Here is a 15608-nt window from a genome sequence, read left to right as displayed (position 1 = left end):
GCCGGGCCGCCAGTGCCGCCCCCTGGGGGGTGACGCCGCAGGCGGCGCGGGGGGGAGCCTCAGTACGTCCCCGGATACGCACCACCATCGGCCAGCACGTTCTGCCCCGTCATGTAGGCCGCCTGCTGGCTGCACAGGAAGGCGCAGATGGCGCCGAACTCCTGCGGGTGACCGTAGCGGCCGGCGGGAATCTGCGCCTGCTGCTGGCGGCGCAGTTCTTCCACCGGTTTGCCCGTTTTTTCAGCAGCCCCTTTGAGCGTCGCGGCGATGCGGTCGGTGTCGAACTTGCCGGGCAGCAGGTTGTTGATGGTCACGCCCTGCGCCGCGATGCCGCTGCGCGCCACGCCGGCCACGAAACCCGTCAGGCCGCTGCGCGCGCCGTTGCTCAGGCCCAGGATGTCGATGGGCGCTTTCACCGCGCTGCTGGTGATGTTGACGATGCGGCCGAAGCCACGCGCCGCCATGCCGTCCACCGTGGCCTTGATCAGTTCGATGGGGGTGAGCATGTTGGCGTCCACGGCCTTGATCCAGGCCTCGCGGTCCCAGCTGCGGAAGTCGCCGGGCGGTGGGCCGCCCGCGTTGGTGACCACGATGTCGAAGGCCGTGCCCGGCCCGCCCGGGGCGGCGAACGCCGCGGCTCGGCCTTCAGGCGTGGTGATGTCGGCGGCCACCGCGATCACCTGCACGCCGGGGGCTGCGGTGCGCAGCGCGGCGGCCGAGGCCTCCAGCGCCTCGCGTCCGCGCGCCACCATCACCACGTGCACACCCTCGCCCGCCAGCGCCTGCGCGCAGCCCAGGCCGAGGCCTTTGCTCGCGCCGCAGACCAGCGCCCATTTGCCCTTGATGCCCAAGTCCATGTGAAAGTCTCCGATTCAGAAAGTCATTTCGCGGCGTTGGCCGCGCCAAAGCGCGTCACCAGAAACACGCCCGACACCACCAGCACCGTGCCCGCGATGATCCAGCCGTTGAACGGCTCGTCCAGGATCAGCACGCCCATGGCGATGGTGGACATGGGGCCGATCATGCCGGTCTGCGCGGCGAGCCCGGCGCCGATGCGCTCGATGCCCATCATCACCATGATCACGGGCGCGAAGGTGCACAGCGTGGCGTTGAGCATCGAGAGCCAGATCACCTCGGGCGCCACCGCGGTGGCCGCATCCAGCGGGCGCAGCACCACAAACTGCAGCAGGCACAGCGCACAGGCCACGCTGGTGGCCAGGCCCACCAGGCGCATGGAGCCCAGGCGTTTGACCAGTTCGCCGCTGTACACGAGGTAGATGGCGTAACTGATGGCACTGCCGAACACCAGCAGCGCGCCCAGCGCCGCACCCGGCCCGGCGAAGTCGGCCTCGTGGCCAAACACCAGCAGCACGCCCGCGTAGCTCACCGCCATGGCCGCCGCCTGCAGACCGCTGATGCGGCGCTGGTAGAGGACCCAGCCGAGCACCAGCACGAGCGTGGGGTTGAGGTAGAGGATCAGCCGCTCCAGGCTGGCGCTGATGTACTGCAGGCCCCAGAAGTCGAGGAAGCTCGCGAGGTAGTAGCCGGTGAACCCCAGGCCCAGGATGCCGAGCCAGTCCTTGCGGGTGAGCGGCGGTTTGCCGCGGCTGGCCCACCAGGCCAGCGCCAGGAACAGCGGCAGCGCAAACAGCATGCGGTACATGATCAGCGTCACCGCGTCCACGCCGTGGCGGTAGGCGAGCTTGACGATGATGGCCTTGCCGCTGAAGGCGATGGAGCCCGCGCTGGCGAGCAGCAGGCCGGAGGCGAGATGGGGATGCGGCGATGACAGAGCGGAAGATGGCGTGGCGGACATCCGGTGAATTATCAACAGTCGCTCACGCCCTCGCAGGCGCAGGGTCGGCGACTCAGTCGCCCTTGGGCGCCCGCAGGCGTTCGGCGTCCACCACGCGGTACACACGCCCGACCTTGTCCATGGGCTCGATCAGGCCCTCGCGCGCGAAAGCGTTGAGCGTGCGGCTCACCGTCTCCAGTTGCAGGTCGAGCATGGCGCCCATGTCTTCGCGCGAGAAGAGCGTGCAGGTCTCGGGGTCGTGCGCGGACCGCATTTTCAGGATCAGCCCGGCCAGGCGCTGGCGCGCATTGCCGAAATTGAGTTCGGCCAGCCAGTCGTCGGCCTCTTTCAGGCTGTGGTGCCACTGCTCCAGCAGGCGCTGGTGCAGGCGCGGCGTTTCGCGGTTGAGGCGCTGGATCACCTGCAATGGCAGGCGACACACCTTGATCGGCGTGAGCGCGATCGCGTCGGCATCGTAGGTCGGCCCCATCAGCGCTTCGAGCCCGACCACGTCGCCGCTGCGCAGCACGCGCACGATGCGCTGGCGCCCGTCCACCGTGTTGCGCACCAGCTTGATCACGCCCGAACGCAGGGTGTAGAGCGAGGTGGCGGTTTCGCCCATGCGCAGCAGCGGCTGGCCAGCGGCGTACTCCAGGTCGTCGATGGGCGCGTGGATCAGGTTGAAGTCTTCCTCGCGCAGGTCGGCAAACAGCACCATGTCGCGGATGCCGCAACGGCGGCAATCGGCGGTGCCGCGCCAGGCCGATTCGGTCTTGATGGGGATCATGCTCGCATTCTGTGCCGACACTTCATCCGTTCACCGGGGGCGTGCAGGCCAGCACCTCGTCCAGCGTGGTCAAACCTTCGGCCACCCGCGCCGCGCCGGCCAGGCGCAGCGGGCGCATGCCGTCGGTCACGCCCTGGCGGCGCAGCGTCTCCATCTTGGGCTCGTGGTTGACCCGGTCCTTGAAGGCTTCGGTCACCGTCAGCAGCTCGTACAGGCCCATGCGGCCTCGGTAGCCGGTCATGCGGCAGTCCACGCAGCCCACCGGCTGGTACGGTCGGTATTTGCCGCTCACCTGCCAGGGCTTCACCAGCTCGGCGAGCGTCTCGCGCGAGGTCGCCGCGGTGGCCTCGTCTTCGCGGATGCGGCAGGACGGGCACAGCGTGCGCACCAGGCGCTGCGCCAGCACGCCGAGCACCGTGGCGTTGATCAGGTAGGGCGGGATGCCCAGCTCCATCAGCCGCATGATGGCCGAGGGCGCGTCGTTGGTGTGCAGCGTGGTGAACACCAGGTGGCCGGTGAGCGCGGCCTGCACCGCCATCTCGGCGGTGTTCAGGTCGCGCACCTCGCCCACCATGATGATGTCCGGGTCCTGCCGCATCAGCGCGCGCAGGCCCTGCGCAAAGTCCAGGTCCAGATGCGGCTGCACCTGGGTCTGGTTGAAGGCGGGTTCGATCATCTCGATCGGGTCCTCCACCGTGCTCACGTTCACCTCTTCGGTCGCCAGGCGTTTGAGCGTGGCGTAGAGCGTGGTGGTCTTGCCCGAGCCGGTGGGGCCGGTCACGAGGATGATGCCGTGCGGGCGTTTGGTCAGCCCTTCCCAGCGCAACGCGTCGTGGGGCGCGAAGCCCAGCGCGCTCAGGTCTTTCACCGTCGCCTCGGGGTCGAAGATGCGCATCACCAGCTTTTCGCCGAAGGCGGTGGGCAGGGTGGACAGGCGCATCTCCACCTCGTCGCCGCGCGTGGCGCCGATGCCGGGGCGCACGGTCTTGATGCGGCCGTCCTGCGGGCGGCGCTTCTCCACCACGTCCATGCGGCCCAGCAGCTTGATGCGCGCGATCATGGCGTTCATCACGCCCATCGGCATCTGGTACACCGGGTGCAGCACGCCGTCGATGCGGAAGCGGATCACGCCCTGCTCGCGCCGCGGCTCCAGGTGGATGTCGCTGGCGCGCTGGTCGAAGGCGTATTGCCAGAGCCAGTCCACCACCTGCACCACGCCCTGGTCGTTGGCGTCGAGCTGCTTGTTGGCCTTGCCCAGCTCCACCAGTTGCTCGAAGCTGCCGAAGCCATTCTGCCCACCGCTCTTGCTGGCTGCGCGCACCGACTTGGCGAGTGCAAAAAACTCGGCGGTGAAGCTGTTGATGGCTTGTGGGCTGGCGAGCACCAACCGCACGTTCTTGCGCGTCTGGCGCTGCACCTCGGGCACCCAGTCGCGGATGTAGGGTTCGGCCGTGGCCACCACCACCTCGGTCGGGCTCACCTGCACCGGCAGCACCTTGTGGCGCTCGGCATAGGCCGCACTCATCACGTCGGCCACCTTGCCCACGTCCACCTTGAGCGGGTCGATGCGGAAGTAGGCCAGGCCACTGCGCTCCGCGAGCCATTGCGTCAGCGTTTCGATGTCGAGCACATGCCCATCGCTCTCACGCGCCATGCCCACCACCGCGAGCCGCTGCAGCGGGTGCTGCGCGCTGTGCGCCGAGGCGCAACGGGCCACGGTGCGGGCGGCCTCGTCGGCGGAAATCACGCCGTCCTCGCGCAGCCACTTCACCAGGTTGCGCCAGTCGAGCGGGCCGATGTCTGCGGCGTGGAGCGGTGCGGCTTTGGAGGAGGTTTTCATTCGAATCTCACTGGACCGGTTTGAAGATGCGCAACCACTTGACCGCGGGCAAGCCCCAGCGCGACTGGATCTCTTCGGCGCGCGCGAGCAGCTGCATGCGCGTGGGCCGGTTGGCCGTGCGCTGCGCCAGCACGATGGAGTTGCCTTCGCGCGTGGGCTTGAACGCCCACACCGCATCGTCACCAAAGGCCGCACAGATGCTCTGCACCGAACGCTCGTAGCTCGCGTCGCGGCCGAACAGGTTGACGGTCATGACGCCATCGTCGGTCAGCACCGAGCGGCAGTCGGCGTAGAAATCCGGGCTGTCGAGCACGGGCGCCGCGGCCTCGTGGTCGTACAGATCGACCTGCAGCGCGTCGATGGTGCCGGTGTGTTCTGCCTGGCGGATTTCCTGCCCCGCGTCGGCCAGCACCACGCGCAGGCGCGGGCCGTCGGGCGGCAGCTTGAACCAGCCCTGGCAGGCGGCCAGCACCTGCGGGTTGATCTCGACCGCCGTCGTGTGCATGCGCAGCTTCTTGAAGTGGAACTTGGTCAGCGCGGCCGAGCCGAGCCCGAGCTGCATGGCCTTGCGCTTGCCCACCGAATCGGGCTCCACGAACAGCAGCCAGGCCATCATGCGCTGCACGTAGTCCAGCTCGATGGCAAACGGGTCGGCAATGATCATCGAGCCCTGGATCCACTCGGTGCCCAGGTGCAGGAAACGCACCTCGCCGTCCTCCGACAGCGTGACCTCAGGCAGGGCCTGGGCTTCTTTGCGGGCCCGGGCCGTGGCGTTGGCGCCCGCCTTCATGCGCCCACCCCCGACCTCGAAAACAACATCGCTGGAAGAAAAACCACACAAACGGCGGACGCGTCGCCAGCCAGAGCAGCCGAGCGGGTGGTGGGAAGGGAATATGTCATCGGGACGGTTTGTTCTGCGAAAGGAATCATTATGAACATGGAAGTTGTCTGGAATTTTCTCTCCACACAGGGTGCGGACTTCGCACTCAAGATCGTGGGCGCCATCGCCGCCTGGGTCATCGGCCGCTGGTTGATCGGCATCGCCGTGCGCCTGATCGGCCGGGCGCTGGAAAAAGGCAAGAAGATCGATGCCACGCTGACCCAGTACCTCAAATCGATCATTTCGGTGCTGCTGACGCTGGTGCTGGTGCTGGCGATCCTGGACATTTTCGGCATCAAGACCACCTCGTTCGCGGCCCTGCTGGCCGGCGCGGGCCTGGCCATCGGTGCGGCCTGGAGCGGCATGCTGGGCAACTTCGCGGCCGGCCTGTTTCTGCAGGTGCTGCGACCCTACAAGGTGGGCGATTTCATCAACGCCGGCGGCACGCTGGGCACGGTGAAGGAACTCGGCCTGTTCGCCACCACGGTGCTGACGCCGGACAACGTGATGACGGTGGTGGGCAACAACAAGGTGTTCGCGGACAACGTGCAGAACTTCAGCGCCGAGCCGTTCCGCCGCGTGGACTGCGTGGCGAAAGTGGCCAACAGCGTGGACGTGATGGACGCCATTGCGCGGCTGCGTCCGGTGATCGCTGCGATCCCGAACGTGAAGGACTCGCCCGCGCCGGACATCGAGATCCTGCAGTTCACACCCGAGGGCCCGCTGCTGTGCGTGCGCCCCTACACCCACACCGACCACTACTGGCAGGTTTATTTCGACACCAACAAGGCCATCGTGGCGACGTTCGGTGCGGCCGGGTACCCGACGCCTGAGACGCCTATGGTGCACCGGTCTGTCTGATTCGGACACCTCGCGGGGAGGCTGGCGACCGGCGGCCGACTCCGCGAATGTCCCCCGGGCCGTTCCGGCCCTCCTCCTTTATTTCGCTGCGTCGGCCACCGGTCACCAACCTCCAGTAAAGGTCGTGGCGCGCCAACCTTGGAGCGCCAACACTGTCCCGGATCGCTGGGGCGGTGCGTTCTGCAAAGCGAGGTAAAAGGAGGAGGACCGGGCGAAGCCCGGTCCGGGGGACACGAGCGGCGCAGAGCGCACCGCCGCAGCGATCCCGCGAAGCAGACGCCAGGCAAAGCTACAAAGCAACAATGTGTAAACGCAACACCTCAGACCAAGCCGCCAGCTTGCGCTCAAACGACCATCCCGCGTTGGCCGGGCTCGTCGAAGGCAGCTTGTAAACAGGTACCCCGAGCGACGAGGTGTGCTTCGAATGCCGGTAACTCTCTCCCCCGTTGTGGGCAATGCCCTGCAGCAGCGGGCACTGCCGCTGCACCCAGGCGAAATCGTTGAGCTCCGCATGGCGGATGTCCGCGTCCAGGCTGCCCTCACGCTCACACGCGCCATACACGTCCCACACCCCCAGACCGTGTTCATGCAAGGCAGCGATGCGCGCCTCGTAAGGCAACGCCTTCAGGTCCACGCCCCACAGCGTCCCGAGGATTTTCCAGAACTGGTTCTGCGGGTGGCCGTAATACTGCTGCGCGCGCAACGACGCCACCCCCGGAAAGCTCCCCAGCACCAGCAGGCGCGTGCGCGCATCCAGCACCGGCGGCAAACCCTGCAGGCGGCTCATGCCGGCTTGTGCCTCAGGGCCGCCAGCCGGGGCAGCGCGGCCAAAGCATTCGTGGTGCTCGCCTGGGCCAGGGCCTCTGGCGGCAGCCCACGCAAACCCGCGATCACGGCGCCGATGCGCGGCAGCTCCGCCGGCGTGTTCACGCCCTGGGCCTGGCCCGCCGCGCGCTCGGCGGCGGTAGCGTAGAGCCAGTGGGGCGGGATGTCAGGCGCGTCGGTCTCCAGCACCAGCGCATCCAGCGGCAGCTCGGCCGCCAGGGCACGCAGCTTCAGCGCCGGCTCGAAAGTCGCGGCGCCACCGAAGCCGAGCTTGAACCCCAGGTCGATGAAAGCCTTGGCCTGCGCCGCGCTGCCGTTGTAGGCGTGGGCGATGCCGCCACCCGTGGGCAGCTCGCGCAGGTGCTTGAGCAGCACGTCGGCGCTGCGCCGCACGTGCACGATCACCGGCAACCCGTGCTTGCGCGCGAGCCGCAGCTGCGCGCGGTAGAAGCGGATCTGGCGCTCGCGCATCGCGGGTTCGCACAGCGCGGGCACGAAGAAGTCCAGCCCGATCTCGCCCACCGCCACCAGCCGGGGGTCGTCGCGGTGCTCGGTGAGCGCGGCGTCGAGGTGCGCCAGATCGGCGTCGTCGGCGCGGGGCACGTACAGCGGGTGGATGCCCAGCGCATAGGCGTCGCCCAGCCGGTGCGCGAGCCGGCGCACCGTGTCCAGGTTGCTGCGCTCGACCGCCGGGATGACGCAAAGCCCCACACCGCGCTCGGCCGCCAGCGCCCGCGCCGCCACCGCGCCTTCGTGGGCAGGGCCGAACTCGGGGGCGTCAAGATGGCAATGGGTGTCGATCCACATCGGGGTATAACTCCTTCAATCATTGTGCCCGCACCAGTTTTGGCGCGGGATGCGCCCACCCAGGAGGATGTTTCATGTCGCTGCGTTTGCCCCGTTTCCGCTTTGCCTTTTGCATTCCGCTGATCGCCGCGCTGGCCGGTTGCGCGGCCGGCGGCACCGCCGCGACCCCACCGGTGCCGCTCTGGGGCAGCGAATGGCGGTTGCTTGACCTGGGCGGCCAGGCGGCCATGGCGCAACCGGCCGCCACGCTCGCCTTCCCGCAGCCCGGGCAGGCGGCCGGACATGGCTCGTGCAACCGCTTCTTCGGCACGGTCGAGATCGACCGCGACCGCATCCGCTTCGGCCTGCTCGCCGCCACCAAGATGGCCTGCATGGGCGGCGCCAGCCAACAGGAAATGCGCTACCTGGGCGCTCTGCAGAAGGCGCAGCGCTACGAGGTGAAAGACGGCTCGCTGCTGATCCACGTCGAAGGCATGGACCAGCCGCTGCGCTTCAGCCGGTCAGCACCCCGGCCGTGAGCCGCAGCACCCGGCCGCAACGCGCGGCCAGGGTTTCGTCGTGGGTCACGACGATGAACGCCGTGCCCTGATCGCGGGCCAGTTGCAGCATCAGCTCGAACACGCCGTCGGCGGTGGCGCGGTCGAGGTTGCCGGTGGGCTCGTCGGCCAGCACGCAGGCCGGGTTCGCCACCAGCGCCCGCGCGATCGCCACGCGCTGGCGTTCGCCGCCCGACAGCTCGGCGGGACGGTGCTGCAACCGCTCTGAAAGCCCCACCTTGGCCAGCACCTTGGCCGCCTGGGCACCCGCCTCGACGCGCGACTGCCGCCGGATCCACAGCGGCATGGCCACGTTGTCGCGCGCACTGAACTCCGGCAGCAGGTGATGGAACTGGTAAACGAAACCGAGGTGCTGGTTGCGCAGCTCGCCCTGCTGCGCGGCGCTCAGGCCGGCGAGCGGCTGGCCCATCAGCGTGACGCTCCCCGAGGTGGGCGCGTCCAGCCCGCCCAGCAGGTGCAGCAGCGTGCTTTTGCCCGAACCCGATGCGCCGACGATGGCGATGGTCTCGCCCGCGCGCACGGTGAGGTCCACGCCCTTCAGCACGGTCACGTCGAGCCGGCCTTCGGTGAATCGCTTGGTCAGGCCGGTGGCCTGCAGAACGACTTGGCTCATGTTCACTCGTACCTCAACGCTTCCGCAGGGTTCACGCGGCTCGCGCGCCAGCTCGGGTAGATCGTGGCCAGGAAAGCCAGCACCAGCGAGATCACCGCGATCGGCATGATGTCGCTGCGCTGCGGGTCGCTGGGCATGCGGCTGATCAGGTAGATGTCCTGCGGCAGGAAGCTCGCGCCCAGCGCGCGCTCCAGCGCGGGCACAATGGTGTCGATGTTGAAGGCGATGCCCAGCCCCAGCAGCAGGCCCAGGCCGGTCCCGATCACTCCCACCATGGCGCCCTGCACCATGAAGATGCCCATGATGCTTTTCGGGCTCGCGCCCAGCGTGCGCAGGATGGCGATGTCGGCGCGCTTGTCGGTCACGGTCATCACCAGCGTGGACACGAGGTTGAACGCCGCCACCGCCACGATCAGGGTGAGGATGATGAACATCATGCGTTTTTCGAGCTGCACCGCCGCGAACCAGGTGCGGTTCTGGCGCGTCCAGTCGCGCACCAGCAGCCCCGGGTCGAGCTGGCTGGCCAGCTCGATGGCGACCTCGCGCGCCTGGTGCAGGTCGCGGATCTTGATGCGCACGCCCGTCGGGCCTTCCACGCGGAAGATGCGCGCGGCGTCGTCCTGGTGCAGCAGGGCCAGCGCCGAGTCGTACTCGTAGTGGCCCGAATCGAAGGTGCCCACCACCGACATCTGGCGGATGCGCGGCACCACGCCGGCCGGGGTCACCTGCCCGCTGGGCGCGATCAGGGTCACCGTGTCGCCGGTGCCCACACCCAGGCTGCGCGCGAGCTCACCGCCCAGGATGATCCCGAACTCGCCGGGCACCAGGCTCGGCAGCACGGTCTGCGAGAGATCTTTGGCGAGCTCGGTCACCTGCGGCTCCAGCGCCGGGTCGATGCCGCGCACCAGGGCGCCCTTCATGTCTTCGCCGCGCGCCAGCAGCGCCTGCGCGCCCACGAACGGCGCAGCGCCCACGACCTCGGGGTGCTTGCGCACGGTGGCCAGCACCGCATCGAGGTTGGGGATGGCCTGGCCGCCGGGTTCAAACAGTTCGATGTGCGACAGCACCCCCAGCATGCGGTCGCGCACCTCTTTCTGGAACCCGTTCATCACCGACAACACGACGATGAGCGCGGCCACGCCGAGCGCGATGCCCAGCATGGACACGCCCGAGATGAAAGAGATGAAGCCGTTGCGCCGGGTGGCGCGGCCGGCGCGCGTGTAGCGCCAGCCGAGAATGAGTTCGTAGGGGGTTTGCATGAATGGATTCCAGCGGCGATTGTGGCATCCCCGACAATCGCGTCATGCCCGCCCCGCCCCTGGTTCCCGAGTCGCCCCACCACCTGCTGGTTCCCTTCGCCGCCGCGAGTGCCCCCGAATGCCAGGCCCTGCTGCCCGGGCTGCCACTGCCCCGCCTGGCCGAACTGCTGGCCTTGCTGACCGAACAGGCGCCCGACCGGGGTGAAGACGAGGCCCTGAGCCCGCCGCACGAGCGCGCCCTGGCCCGGGCGCTGGGCCTGCCGGTGGCCGGCGACGGCCGCATGCCCTGGGTGGCCGCGCAGAGCGATGCCCCCACGGTGCCGCAGGCCTGGTTCAGCCCCTGCCACTTCCAGGTGGGCATGGAGATGGTGCAGCTGCTGCCCGGCTCGCAACTCGACCTGCCCGAGGCCGAATCGCGCGCGCTGCTCGACGCGCTCGCGCCGTTCTGCGCCGAAGACGGCATCACCCTGCGCTTTGAAAGCGCCACCCAGTGGCACGCCAGTGGTGAGCCGCTGCGTGGTGTTGCCTGCGCCAGCCTGGACCGCGTGAGCGGGCGCCAGGTGGACGCCTGGATGACCGAGAGCCCCGCCAACCCGGCCGGCGCACAACTGCTCAAGCGCCTGCAGAGCGAGGCGCAGATGCTGTTCTACACCCACCCGGTGCACGACGCGCGCACCGCCCGTGGCCTGCTGCCGGTCAACGGCTTCTGGGTGCACGGCGCCGGCGCGCTCGACGCCGTGCCCGTGCTGCGCGAGCCGCCCGCCATGACCGAGGGCCTGCGCCAGGCGGCGCTGCGGGCCGACTGGGCGGGCTGGAAAACGGCCTGGCAGGCGCTGGACGGGAACGAGATCGCCGGTCTGCTGGCCGCGGCACGGCGCGGCGACCGCGTCACCCTCACCCTCTGCGGCGAACGCCACGCCCGCACCTGGACCACCCAGCCCGCCAGCGCCTTCGCCCGACTGACTCGCCCGTTCAAACACCTGCTCGGCCGCGCGCCGGCCAGCCAGACCTTGAAAGACCTATGAAGATCATCACCCGCGACGTCCCCCCCCGTGCCGCCTGGGCGCTGGAGCAAGGCGGCGTGCACCCGCTGCTGGCGCGCCTGTTCGCCGCGCGCGGCATCACCAGCAAAGACCAGCTCGACGACGCGCTCTCGCTGCTGCTGCCGCCATCGTCCATGAAGGGCGCACAGGAAGCCGCGCGCGCGCTGGCCGACGCCATGGCGGCCCACAAAGCCATCTGCATCGTGGCCGACTACGACTGCGACGGCGCCACCGCCTGCGCCGTGGGCCTGCGCGGCCTGCGCCTGCTGGGTGCGCCCATGGGCTTTGACCGAGTGAACTACCTGGTGCCCGACCGCGTGACCGACGGTTACGGCCTCACGCCGGCCATCGCGAAACGCGTGAAGGCGCAGGGCGCTGATGTGCTGGTCACGGTGGACAACGGCATCGCCAGCCTCGACGGCGTGCGCGCCGCACGCGAGCTGGGCCTGCAGGTCATCGTGACCGACCACCACCTGCCCGCGCTCAAGGGCGGCGAGGTCGTGGTGCCCGCCGACTGCGTGATCGTCAACCCCAACCAGCCCGGTTGCGACTTCGAGAGCAAGTCGATCGCCGGCGTCGGCGTGATGTTCTATGTGCTGCTCGCCTTGCGCGCCGAGCTGCGCGAGCGCGGCGTGTTCACCGCGCAGACGCAACCCAAGATCGACGCCTTGTTGCCCCTGGTCGCATTGGGAACGGTCGCCGACGTGGTGAAGCTCGACGCCAACAACCGCCGCCTCGTGGCCCAGGGTCTGAAGCGCGTGCGCGCCGGCGCCATGCCGCCGGGCATGACGGCGCTGTTCAATGTCGCATCGCGCCAGCCGGCCAAGGCCACGAGCTTCGACTTCGGCTTTGCCCTCGGTCCGCGCCTGAACGCCGCCGGCCGCCTGGCCGACATGACGCTGGGCATTGAGTGCCTGACCACCGACGACGGCCTGCGCGCGGACGAACTCGCGCGCACGCTCGACGGCATCAACCGCGAGCGCAAGGCGATCGAAGGCGAGATGCGCGACCAGGCGCTGTTGCTGGCCGAGGAGATGTTCGACGAGTCGGAGGAGCCTCCACCGGCCCTGATCGTGTTCGACCCGGACTTCCACGAGGGCGTGGTCGGCATCGTCGCTTCGCGCCTGAAGGACAAGATGCACCGCCCCACCTTCGTCTTCGCCGCCAGCGGCGCCGAGGGCAAGGAAAACGAGCTCAAGGGTTCGGGCCGCTCCATCCCTGGCTTTCACCTGCGCGACGCGCTGGACCTCGTGGCCAAGCGCCACCCGGGCGTGTTGCTGCGCTTCGGCGGCCACGCCATGGCGGCGGGTTGCACCATCGACGAAGAACACCTGGACATTTTCGAGGCCGCGCTGCAGCAGGTGGCCCACGAATGGCTGGATGCCGCCACCCTGCAGCGCCGCATGGAGGCCGACGGCGCGCTCGACAAGCAGTACCGCCGCACCGACCTGGTGGACACGCTGCACCACGAGGTGTGGGGCCAGGGGTTTGCGCCGCCGGTGTTCTGCGAAGAGCTGCAGATCGTGTCGCAGCGGCTGGTGGGCGAGAAGCACCTGGCGCTGAAGATGAAGCACCAGGGTGACCCGGTGGACGGCATCTGGTTCGGCCACACCGAGCCTTTGCCTGAGCGGGTGAAGCTGGCTTTTCGGCTCGATGCGGATGAGTGGCAGGGGCAGCGGCGGGTTCGGTTTCTCATCGAGGCGGCAGAAACTTGATCCCCCCGCGCCGCCTGCGGCGTCCCCCCCCAAGGGGGCGGCACTGGCGGCCCGGCAAAGCCGGTTCCGCGTTACCCTGGAAACCACTCCCCCTCCTGCAAGTGACTTGGTTTGCACCCCTCCACTGGCACGCCAGGAGGTCTTCGGTGATCGGGGTGACCGGCGCAGCGAAGTCAAGGAGGAGACGGCCGCAGGCCGTCGGGGGACATGAGCGGAGCCGGTCACCCCGGTCGCCGAAGACCGGAGCAGCCGGAGAAAACCTACAGAGCAACGCCAAAGAAGAAACGTCAGCTCACCAAAGCCTCGCGAACCGCAGCCAGCTGACGGCGAGACACAGCCAGCCGCTCGTCCACCCCATCCAGCCGCACCGTCCAGCCCTCGCCCTCGACCGGGTCGTTGTGCTTCTCCACCGCCCGCACCCGGCGCCGGGCCACCAAGGCGTTGCGGTGCACGCGCACAAAGAGGTGCGCAAACTTCTGTTCCAGATCGCTCAAGGCACCGTCAAAGATGTGCTCCTTGTCGGCCGTGCGCACGGTGATGTACTTCAGCTCGGCCTTGAGGTAGATCACATCGGCCAGCGCCACCCGCTCGCTGCGTCCGCGCTCCTGGATCAACAGGCTCTCGGCCCCGGCCGACGCCTCCGCCACCTCGCCGGCGCTGCGCTGGCGCTGCACCTTCTGCAAAGCCAGCTGCAACCGCTCCAGGCGCACCGGCTTGGTCAGGTAGTCCACCGCCTCCAGGTCGAAGGCCCGCACCGCGTGTTCGGCGTGTGCCGTGACAAACACCACCTTGGGTGGCGAGGGCATCTGCTGGATATTGGCCGCCAGCGCCATGCCATCCACACCCGGCATGTGGATGTCGAGCAGCACCAGGTCGCAGGACAGGCGCTGGAGCTGCTCCATCGCCTGCACCGCGTTGCCCGCTTCGCCCACCACCTCGGCGTGCGGCGAGGTGCAGTCGCCCAGCAGCGTGCACAGGCGGGATCTGGCCAGCGCCTCGTCGTCAACGATCAGAACCTTCAATGCCATGTCACGCTCCGTTGTTGCCGCCTGAACAGGCAGACTTATAGCGGTATTTCAAGACGCACCTGAAACACGCCGTTCACCAGCGCACTTTGAAAGCGGCCTTGGACATCGTGCAACAGCGTCAGCCGCTGTCGCACATTGTCCAGTGCCAGGCCGTGGCCGCGCGAACCACTGCCCGAGGGCACGGTGTTGGTCACCTTGATCACGACCGTCGACCCCCGGAGCTGCGTGCTGATGCGCACCACCGCGCCGGTCGGGCTCGGCTCCACACCGTGTTTCACCGCATTCTCGACCAGGGGCTGCAGGATCAGCGGCGGCAACAGCGCCTCCGACGCCTTCTCGTCCAGGTTCCACTCCAGCCGCAGGCGGTCCCCAAACCGCACCTGCTCGATGGCGAGGTAGTGCTCGGCCAGCTCCAGCTCCTGCCACAGCGGCACCGCCTCCTGCGCGTCGGCGAGGGCGTGGCGGAACAGCTCGCTCAGGTCTTCGAGCAGCGCCTCGGCCTTGGCGGGCTCGGCGCGCACCAGCGCGATCGCGCTGTTGAGCGTGTTGAACAGAAAGTGGGGGCGTATGCGCGCCTGCAGCTCGGCGAGCCGAGCGGTCGTGCCGGCCGGCGCCCGCGCCCGGGCGCGCCACACCAGGGCCGCCACCAGCACCGCCGCCATCAGCGCACCCGACGCGGCACTGGCCAGCCAGGGCGCCGGGTCCACCAGCCCGGTCCAGGCCAGCAGGCCACAGCCGTAGATCGCCGAGACCGCGCCGAGCACGATGCCGGACGTCCATTGCGCCTGCATCGGCAGGCGGGCGAGCGGGCGTTTCAAGGCACACACCGCCAGCAGCCAGATCAGCACCGAGGGCAAGGTCGCCGCCGTGAACAGGGCCACCTGGGTCATCCAACCCCACCAGCCCTGCGCGCCATACAGCGCCGCCACCCAGGCCACCGCCTGCACCAACATCACCGCACGCAACACCACGCCGACCTGGCAGGTGTCAAAAATCAGTGCTTCCGCACGTGGGTGATCCGGCATCTGCGAGAGCGGCAAGGCACCCGTCGCGGTGGTCAGGTCCTGGAAGGTCGATAAAATTCGGGAGTCACGCATAACGCTCGCACTATAGGCCGCGACCGCCCTTTGGGGCAACGGCGACCCGTTTGAGCCACCCGGCCAGCCTGGCCCAGCGCCTGGCGCCCCTCTGAATCCCCCATCCCGCCGCTGCCGGCCACACCATGTCCACCAACCAATTCGACAAAAAATCCGAAGCCTGGTCCGCCCTGTTCTCGGAGCCCATGAGCGATCTGGTCAAGCGCTACACCGCCAGCGTGTTCTTCGACAAACGCCTCTGGCTGGCCGACATCACCGGCAGCCTGGCCCACGCCGAGATGCTGGCCGCGCAGAAGATCATCGGCGCCAGCGACCTGGCCGACATCCAGCGCGGCATGGCGCAGATCCGCAGCGAGATCGAGTCGGGCGGCTTCGAGTGGAAGCTCGACCTCGAAGACGTGCACCTGAACATCGAGGCCCGCCTGACCCAGCTGGTGGGCGACGCTGGCAAGCGCCTGCACACCGGCCGCAGCCGCAACGACCAGGTCGCCACCGACGTGC

General features: G+C 68.8%; 16 protein-coding genes. 5 read left to right on the top strand and 11 right to left on the bottom strand.

Features of this window, described 5'->3' with window-relative positions:
• Window positions 1-59: 59 nt before the first annotated feature.
• The 5 genes from IV088_RS18015 to IV088_RS17995 are packed head-to-tail and all read right to left on the bottom strand — an operon-like array spanning window position 60 to window position 5212.
• Window positions 60-857: an SDR family oxidoreductase gene (locus tag IV088_RS18015; protein ID WP_291105065.1), complete on the bottom strand. Its 798-nt coding sequence runs from the start codon at window positions 855-857 to the stop codon at window positions 60-62.
• 23 nt (window positions 858-880) lie between these two features.
• The gene (locus tag IV088_RS18010) at window positions 881-1816 is read right to left on the bottom strand and encodes a DMT family transporter (protein WP_291105064.1); all 936 of its coding nucleotides are present in this window, start codon (window positions 1814-1816) and stop codon (window positions 881-883) included.
• Window positions 1817-1868: 52 nt separating this feature from the next.
• Window positions 1869-2582 (bottom strand): Crp/Fnr family transcriptional regulator, encoded by a 714-nt coding sequence (locus IV088_RS18005; protein WP_291105062.1) that lies wholly within the window; start codon window positions 2580-2582, stop codon window positions 1869-1871.
• A gap of 22 nt (window positions 2583-2604) precedes the next feature.
• Window positions 2605-4422, bottom strand: a complete 1818-nt coding sequence (locus IV088_RS18000; protein WP_291105060.1) for a GspE/PulE family protein — start codon at window positions 4420-4422, stop codon at window positions 2605-2607.
• Window positions 4423-4429: 7 nt separating this feature from the next.
• Window positions 4430-5212 (bottom strand): spermidine synthase, encoded by a 783-nt coding sequence (locus tag IV088_RS17995; RefSeq protein WP_291105057.1) that lies wholly within the window; start codon window positions 5210-5212, stop codon window positions 4430-4432.
• A gap of 141 nt (window positions 5213-5353) precedes the next feature.
• Here IV088_RS17995 and IV088_RS17990 point away from each other — a divergent pair, with 141 nt between their 5' ends.
• Complete coding sequence (locus IV088_RS17990; RefSeq protein ID WP_291105054.1) at window positions 5354-6163, top strand: mechanosensitive ion channel family protein; 810 nt, start codon at window positions 5354-5356, stop codon at window positions 6161-6163.
• Between the two features lie 289 nt (window positions 6164-6452).
• On the opposite strand, the gene IV088_RS17985 is transcribed toward IV088_RS17990, so the two are convergent.
• Entirely contained in the window at window positions 6453-6950 is a 498-nt protein-coding gene (locus IV088_RS17985) for a DNA-deoxyinosine glycosylase (protein WP_291105051.1), read from the bottom strand.
• On the bottom strand, window positions 6947-7795 hold the full coding sequence (locus tag IV088_RS17980; protein ID WP_291105048.1) for a TatD family hydrolase: 849 nt from the start codon (window positions 7793-7795) through the stop codon (window positions 6947-6949). The genes IV088_RS17985 and IV088_RS17980 overlap by 4 nt, the downstream gene beginning before the upstream one ends.
• Window positions 7796-7869: 74 nt before the next feature.
• Here IV088_RS17980 and IV088_RS17975 point away from each other — a divergent pair, with 74 nt between their 5' ends.
• Window positions 7870-8313, top strand: coding sequence for an META domain-containing protein (locus tag IV088_RS17975; protein ID WP_291105046.1), 444 nt, complete (start codon window positions 7870-7872; stop codon window positions 8311-8313).
• Here the strand turns inward: IV088_RS17975 and lolD are convergent.
• Window positions 8288-8965, bottom strand: coding sequence for a lipoprotein-releasing ABC transporter ATP-binding protein LolD (gene lolD, locus IV088_RS17970; protein WP_291105043.1), 678 nt, complete (start codon window positions 8963-8965; stop codon window positions 8288-8290). The genes IV088_RS17975 and lolD overlap by 26 nt on opposite strands.
• A 2-nt stretch (window positions 8966-8967) precedes the next feature.
• Entirely contained in the window at window positions 8968-10224 is a 1257-nt protein-coding gene (locus IV088_RS17965; protein ID WP_291105039.1) for a lipoprotein-releasing ABC transporter permease subunit, read from the bottom strand.
• Window positions 10225-10268: 44 nt separating this feature from the next.
• Between IV088_RS17965 and IV088_RS17960 the strand changes: the two genes are divergently transcribed.
• A complete protein-coding gene (locus tag IV088_RS17960; RefSeq protein WP_291105036.1) occupies window positions 10269-11249 on the top strand; it encodes a phosphoglycerate mutase in 981 nt (326 codons plus the stop codon).
• Window positions 11246-12982 carry a single-stranded-DNA-specific exonuclease RecJ gene (gene recJ, locus IV088_RS17955; protein WP_291105033.1) on the top strand — a complete coding sequence of 579 codons (1737 nt, stop codon included), beginning with the start codon at window positions 11246-11248 and terminating at the stop codon, window positions 12980-12982. Before IV088_RS17960 ends, recJ begins: the two co-directional genes overlap by 4 nt.
• 287 nt (window positions 12983-13269) lie before the next feature.
• On the opposite strand, the gene IV088_RS17950 is transcribed toward recJ, so the two are convergent.
• Complete coding sequence (locus IV088_RS17950) at window positions 13270-14010, bottom strand: LytTR family DNA-binding domain-containing protein (RefSeq protein WP_291105030.1); 741 nt, start codon at window positions 14008-14010, stop codon at window positions 13270-13272.
• 35 nt (window positions 14011-14045) lie between these two features.
• The gene (locus IV088_RS17945) at window positions 14046-15107 is read right to left on the bottom strand and encodes a sensor histidine kinase (RefSeq protein ID WP_291105027.1); all 1062 of its coding nucleotides are present in this window, start codon (window positions 15105-15107) and stop codon (window positions 14046-14048) included.
• Between the two features lie 125 nt (window positions 15108-15232).
• Here IV088_RS17945 and IV088_RS17940 point away from each other — a divergent pair.
• The coding region (locus tag IV088_RS17940; RefSeq protein ID WP_291105024.1) for a lyase family protein at window positions 15233-15608 on the top strand (376 nt) is incomplete at its 3' end.

The sequence above is a fragment of the Hydrogenophaga sp. genome (assembly GCF_018780075.1).
In the GTDB taxonomy this organism is placed as follows: Bacteria; Pseudomonadota; Gammaproteobacteria; order Burkholderiales; family Burkholderiaceae_C; genus Hydrogenophaga.
The sequence above is the reverse complement of the archived record's forward strand: the minus strand, read 5'-3'. Positions and strand labels throughout refer to the sequence as shown.

Coding starts and splice junctions, on each gene's coding strand:
- IV088_RS18015 (WP_291105065.1), bottom strand. CDS start 857: ATGGACTTGGGCATCAAGGGCAAATGGGCGCTGGTCTGCGGCGCGAGC.
- IV088_RS18010 (WP_291105064.1), bottom strand. CDS start 1,816: ATGTCCGCCACGCCATCTTCCGCTCTGTCATCGCCGCATCCCCATCTC.
- IV088_RS18005 (WP_291105062.1), bottom strand. CDS start 2,582: ATGATCCCCATCAAGACCGAATCGGCCTGGCGCGGCACCGCCGATTGC.
- IV088_RS18000 (WP_291105060.1), bottom strand. CDS start 4,422: ATGAAAACCTCCTCCAAAGCCGCACCGCTCCACGCCGCAGACATCGGC.
- IV088_RS17995 (WP_291105057.1), bottom strand. CDS start 5,212: ATGAAGGCGGGCGCCAACGCCACGGCCCGGGCCCGCAAAGAAGCCCAG.
- IV088_RS17990 (WP_291105054.1), top strand. CDS start 5,354: ATGAACATGGAAGTTGTCTGGAATTTTCTCTCCACACAGGGTGCGGAC.
- IV088_RS17985 (WP_291105051.1), bottom strand. CDS start 6,950: ATGAGCCGCCTGCAGGGTTTGCCGCCGGTGCTGGATGCGCGCACGCGC.
- IV088_RS17980 (WP_291105048.1), bottom strand. CDS start 7,795: ATGTGGATCGACACCCATTGCCATCTTGACGCCCCCGAGTTCGGCCCT.
- IV088_RS17975 (WP_291105046.1), top strand. CDS start 7,870: ATGTCGCTGCGTTTGCCCCGTTTCCGCTTTGCCTTTTGCATTCCGCTG.
- lolD (WP_291105043.1), bottom strand. CDS start 8,965: ATGAGCCAAGTCGTTCTGCAGGCCACCGGCCTGACCAAGCGATTCACC.
- IV088_RS17965 (WP_291105039.1), bottom strand. CDS start 10,224: ATGCAAACCCCCTACGAACTCATTCTCGGCTGGCGCTACACGCGCGCC.
- IV088_RS17960 (WP_291105036.1), top strand. CDS start 10,269: ATGCCCGCCCCGCCCCTGGTTCCCGAGTCGCCCCACCACCTGCTGGTT.
- recJ (WP_291105033.1), top strand. CDS start 11,246: ATGAAGATCATCACCCGCGACGTCCCCCCCCGTGCCGCCTGGGCGCTG.
- IV088_RS17950 (WP_291105030.1), bottom strand. CDS start 14,010: ATGGCATTGAAGGTTCTGATCGTTGACGACGAGGCGCTGGCCAGATCC.
- IV088_RS17945 (WP_291105027.1), bottom strand. CDS start 15,107: ATGCGTGACTCCCGAATTTTATCGACCTTCCAGGACCTGACCACCGCG.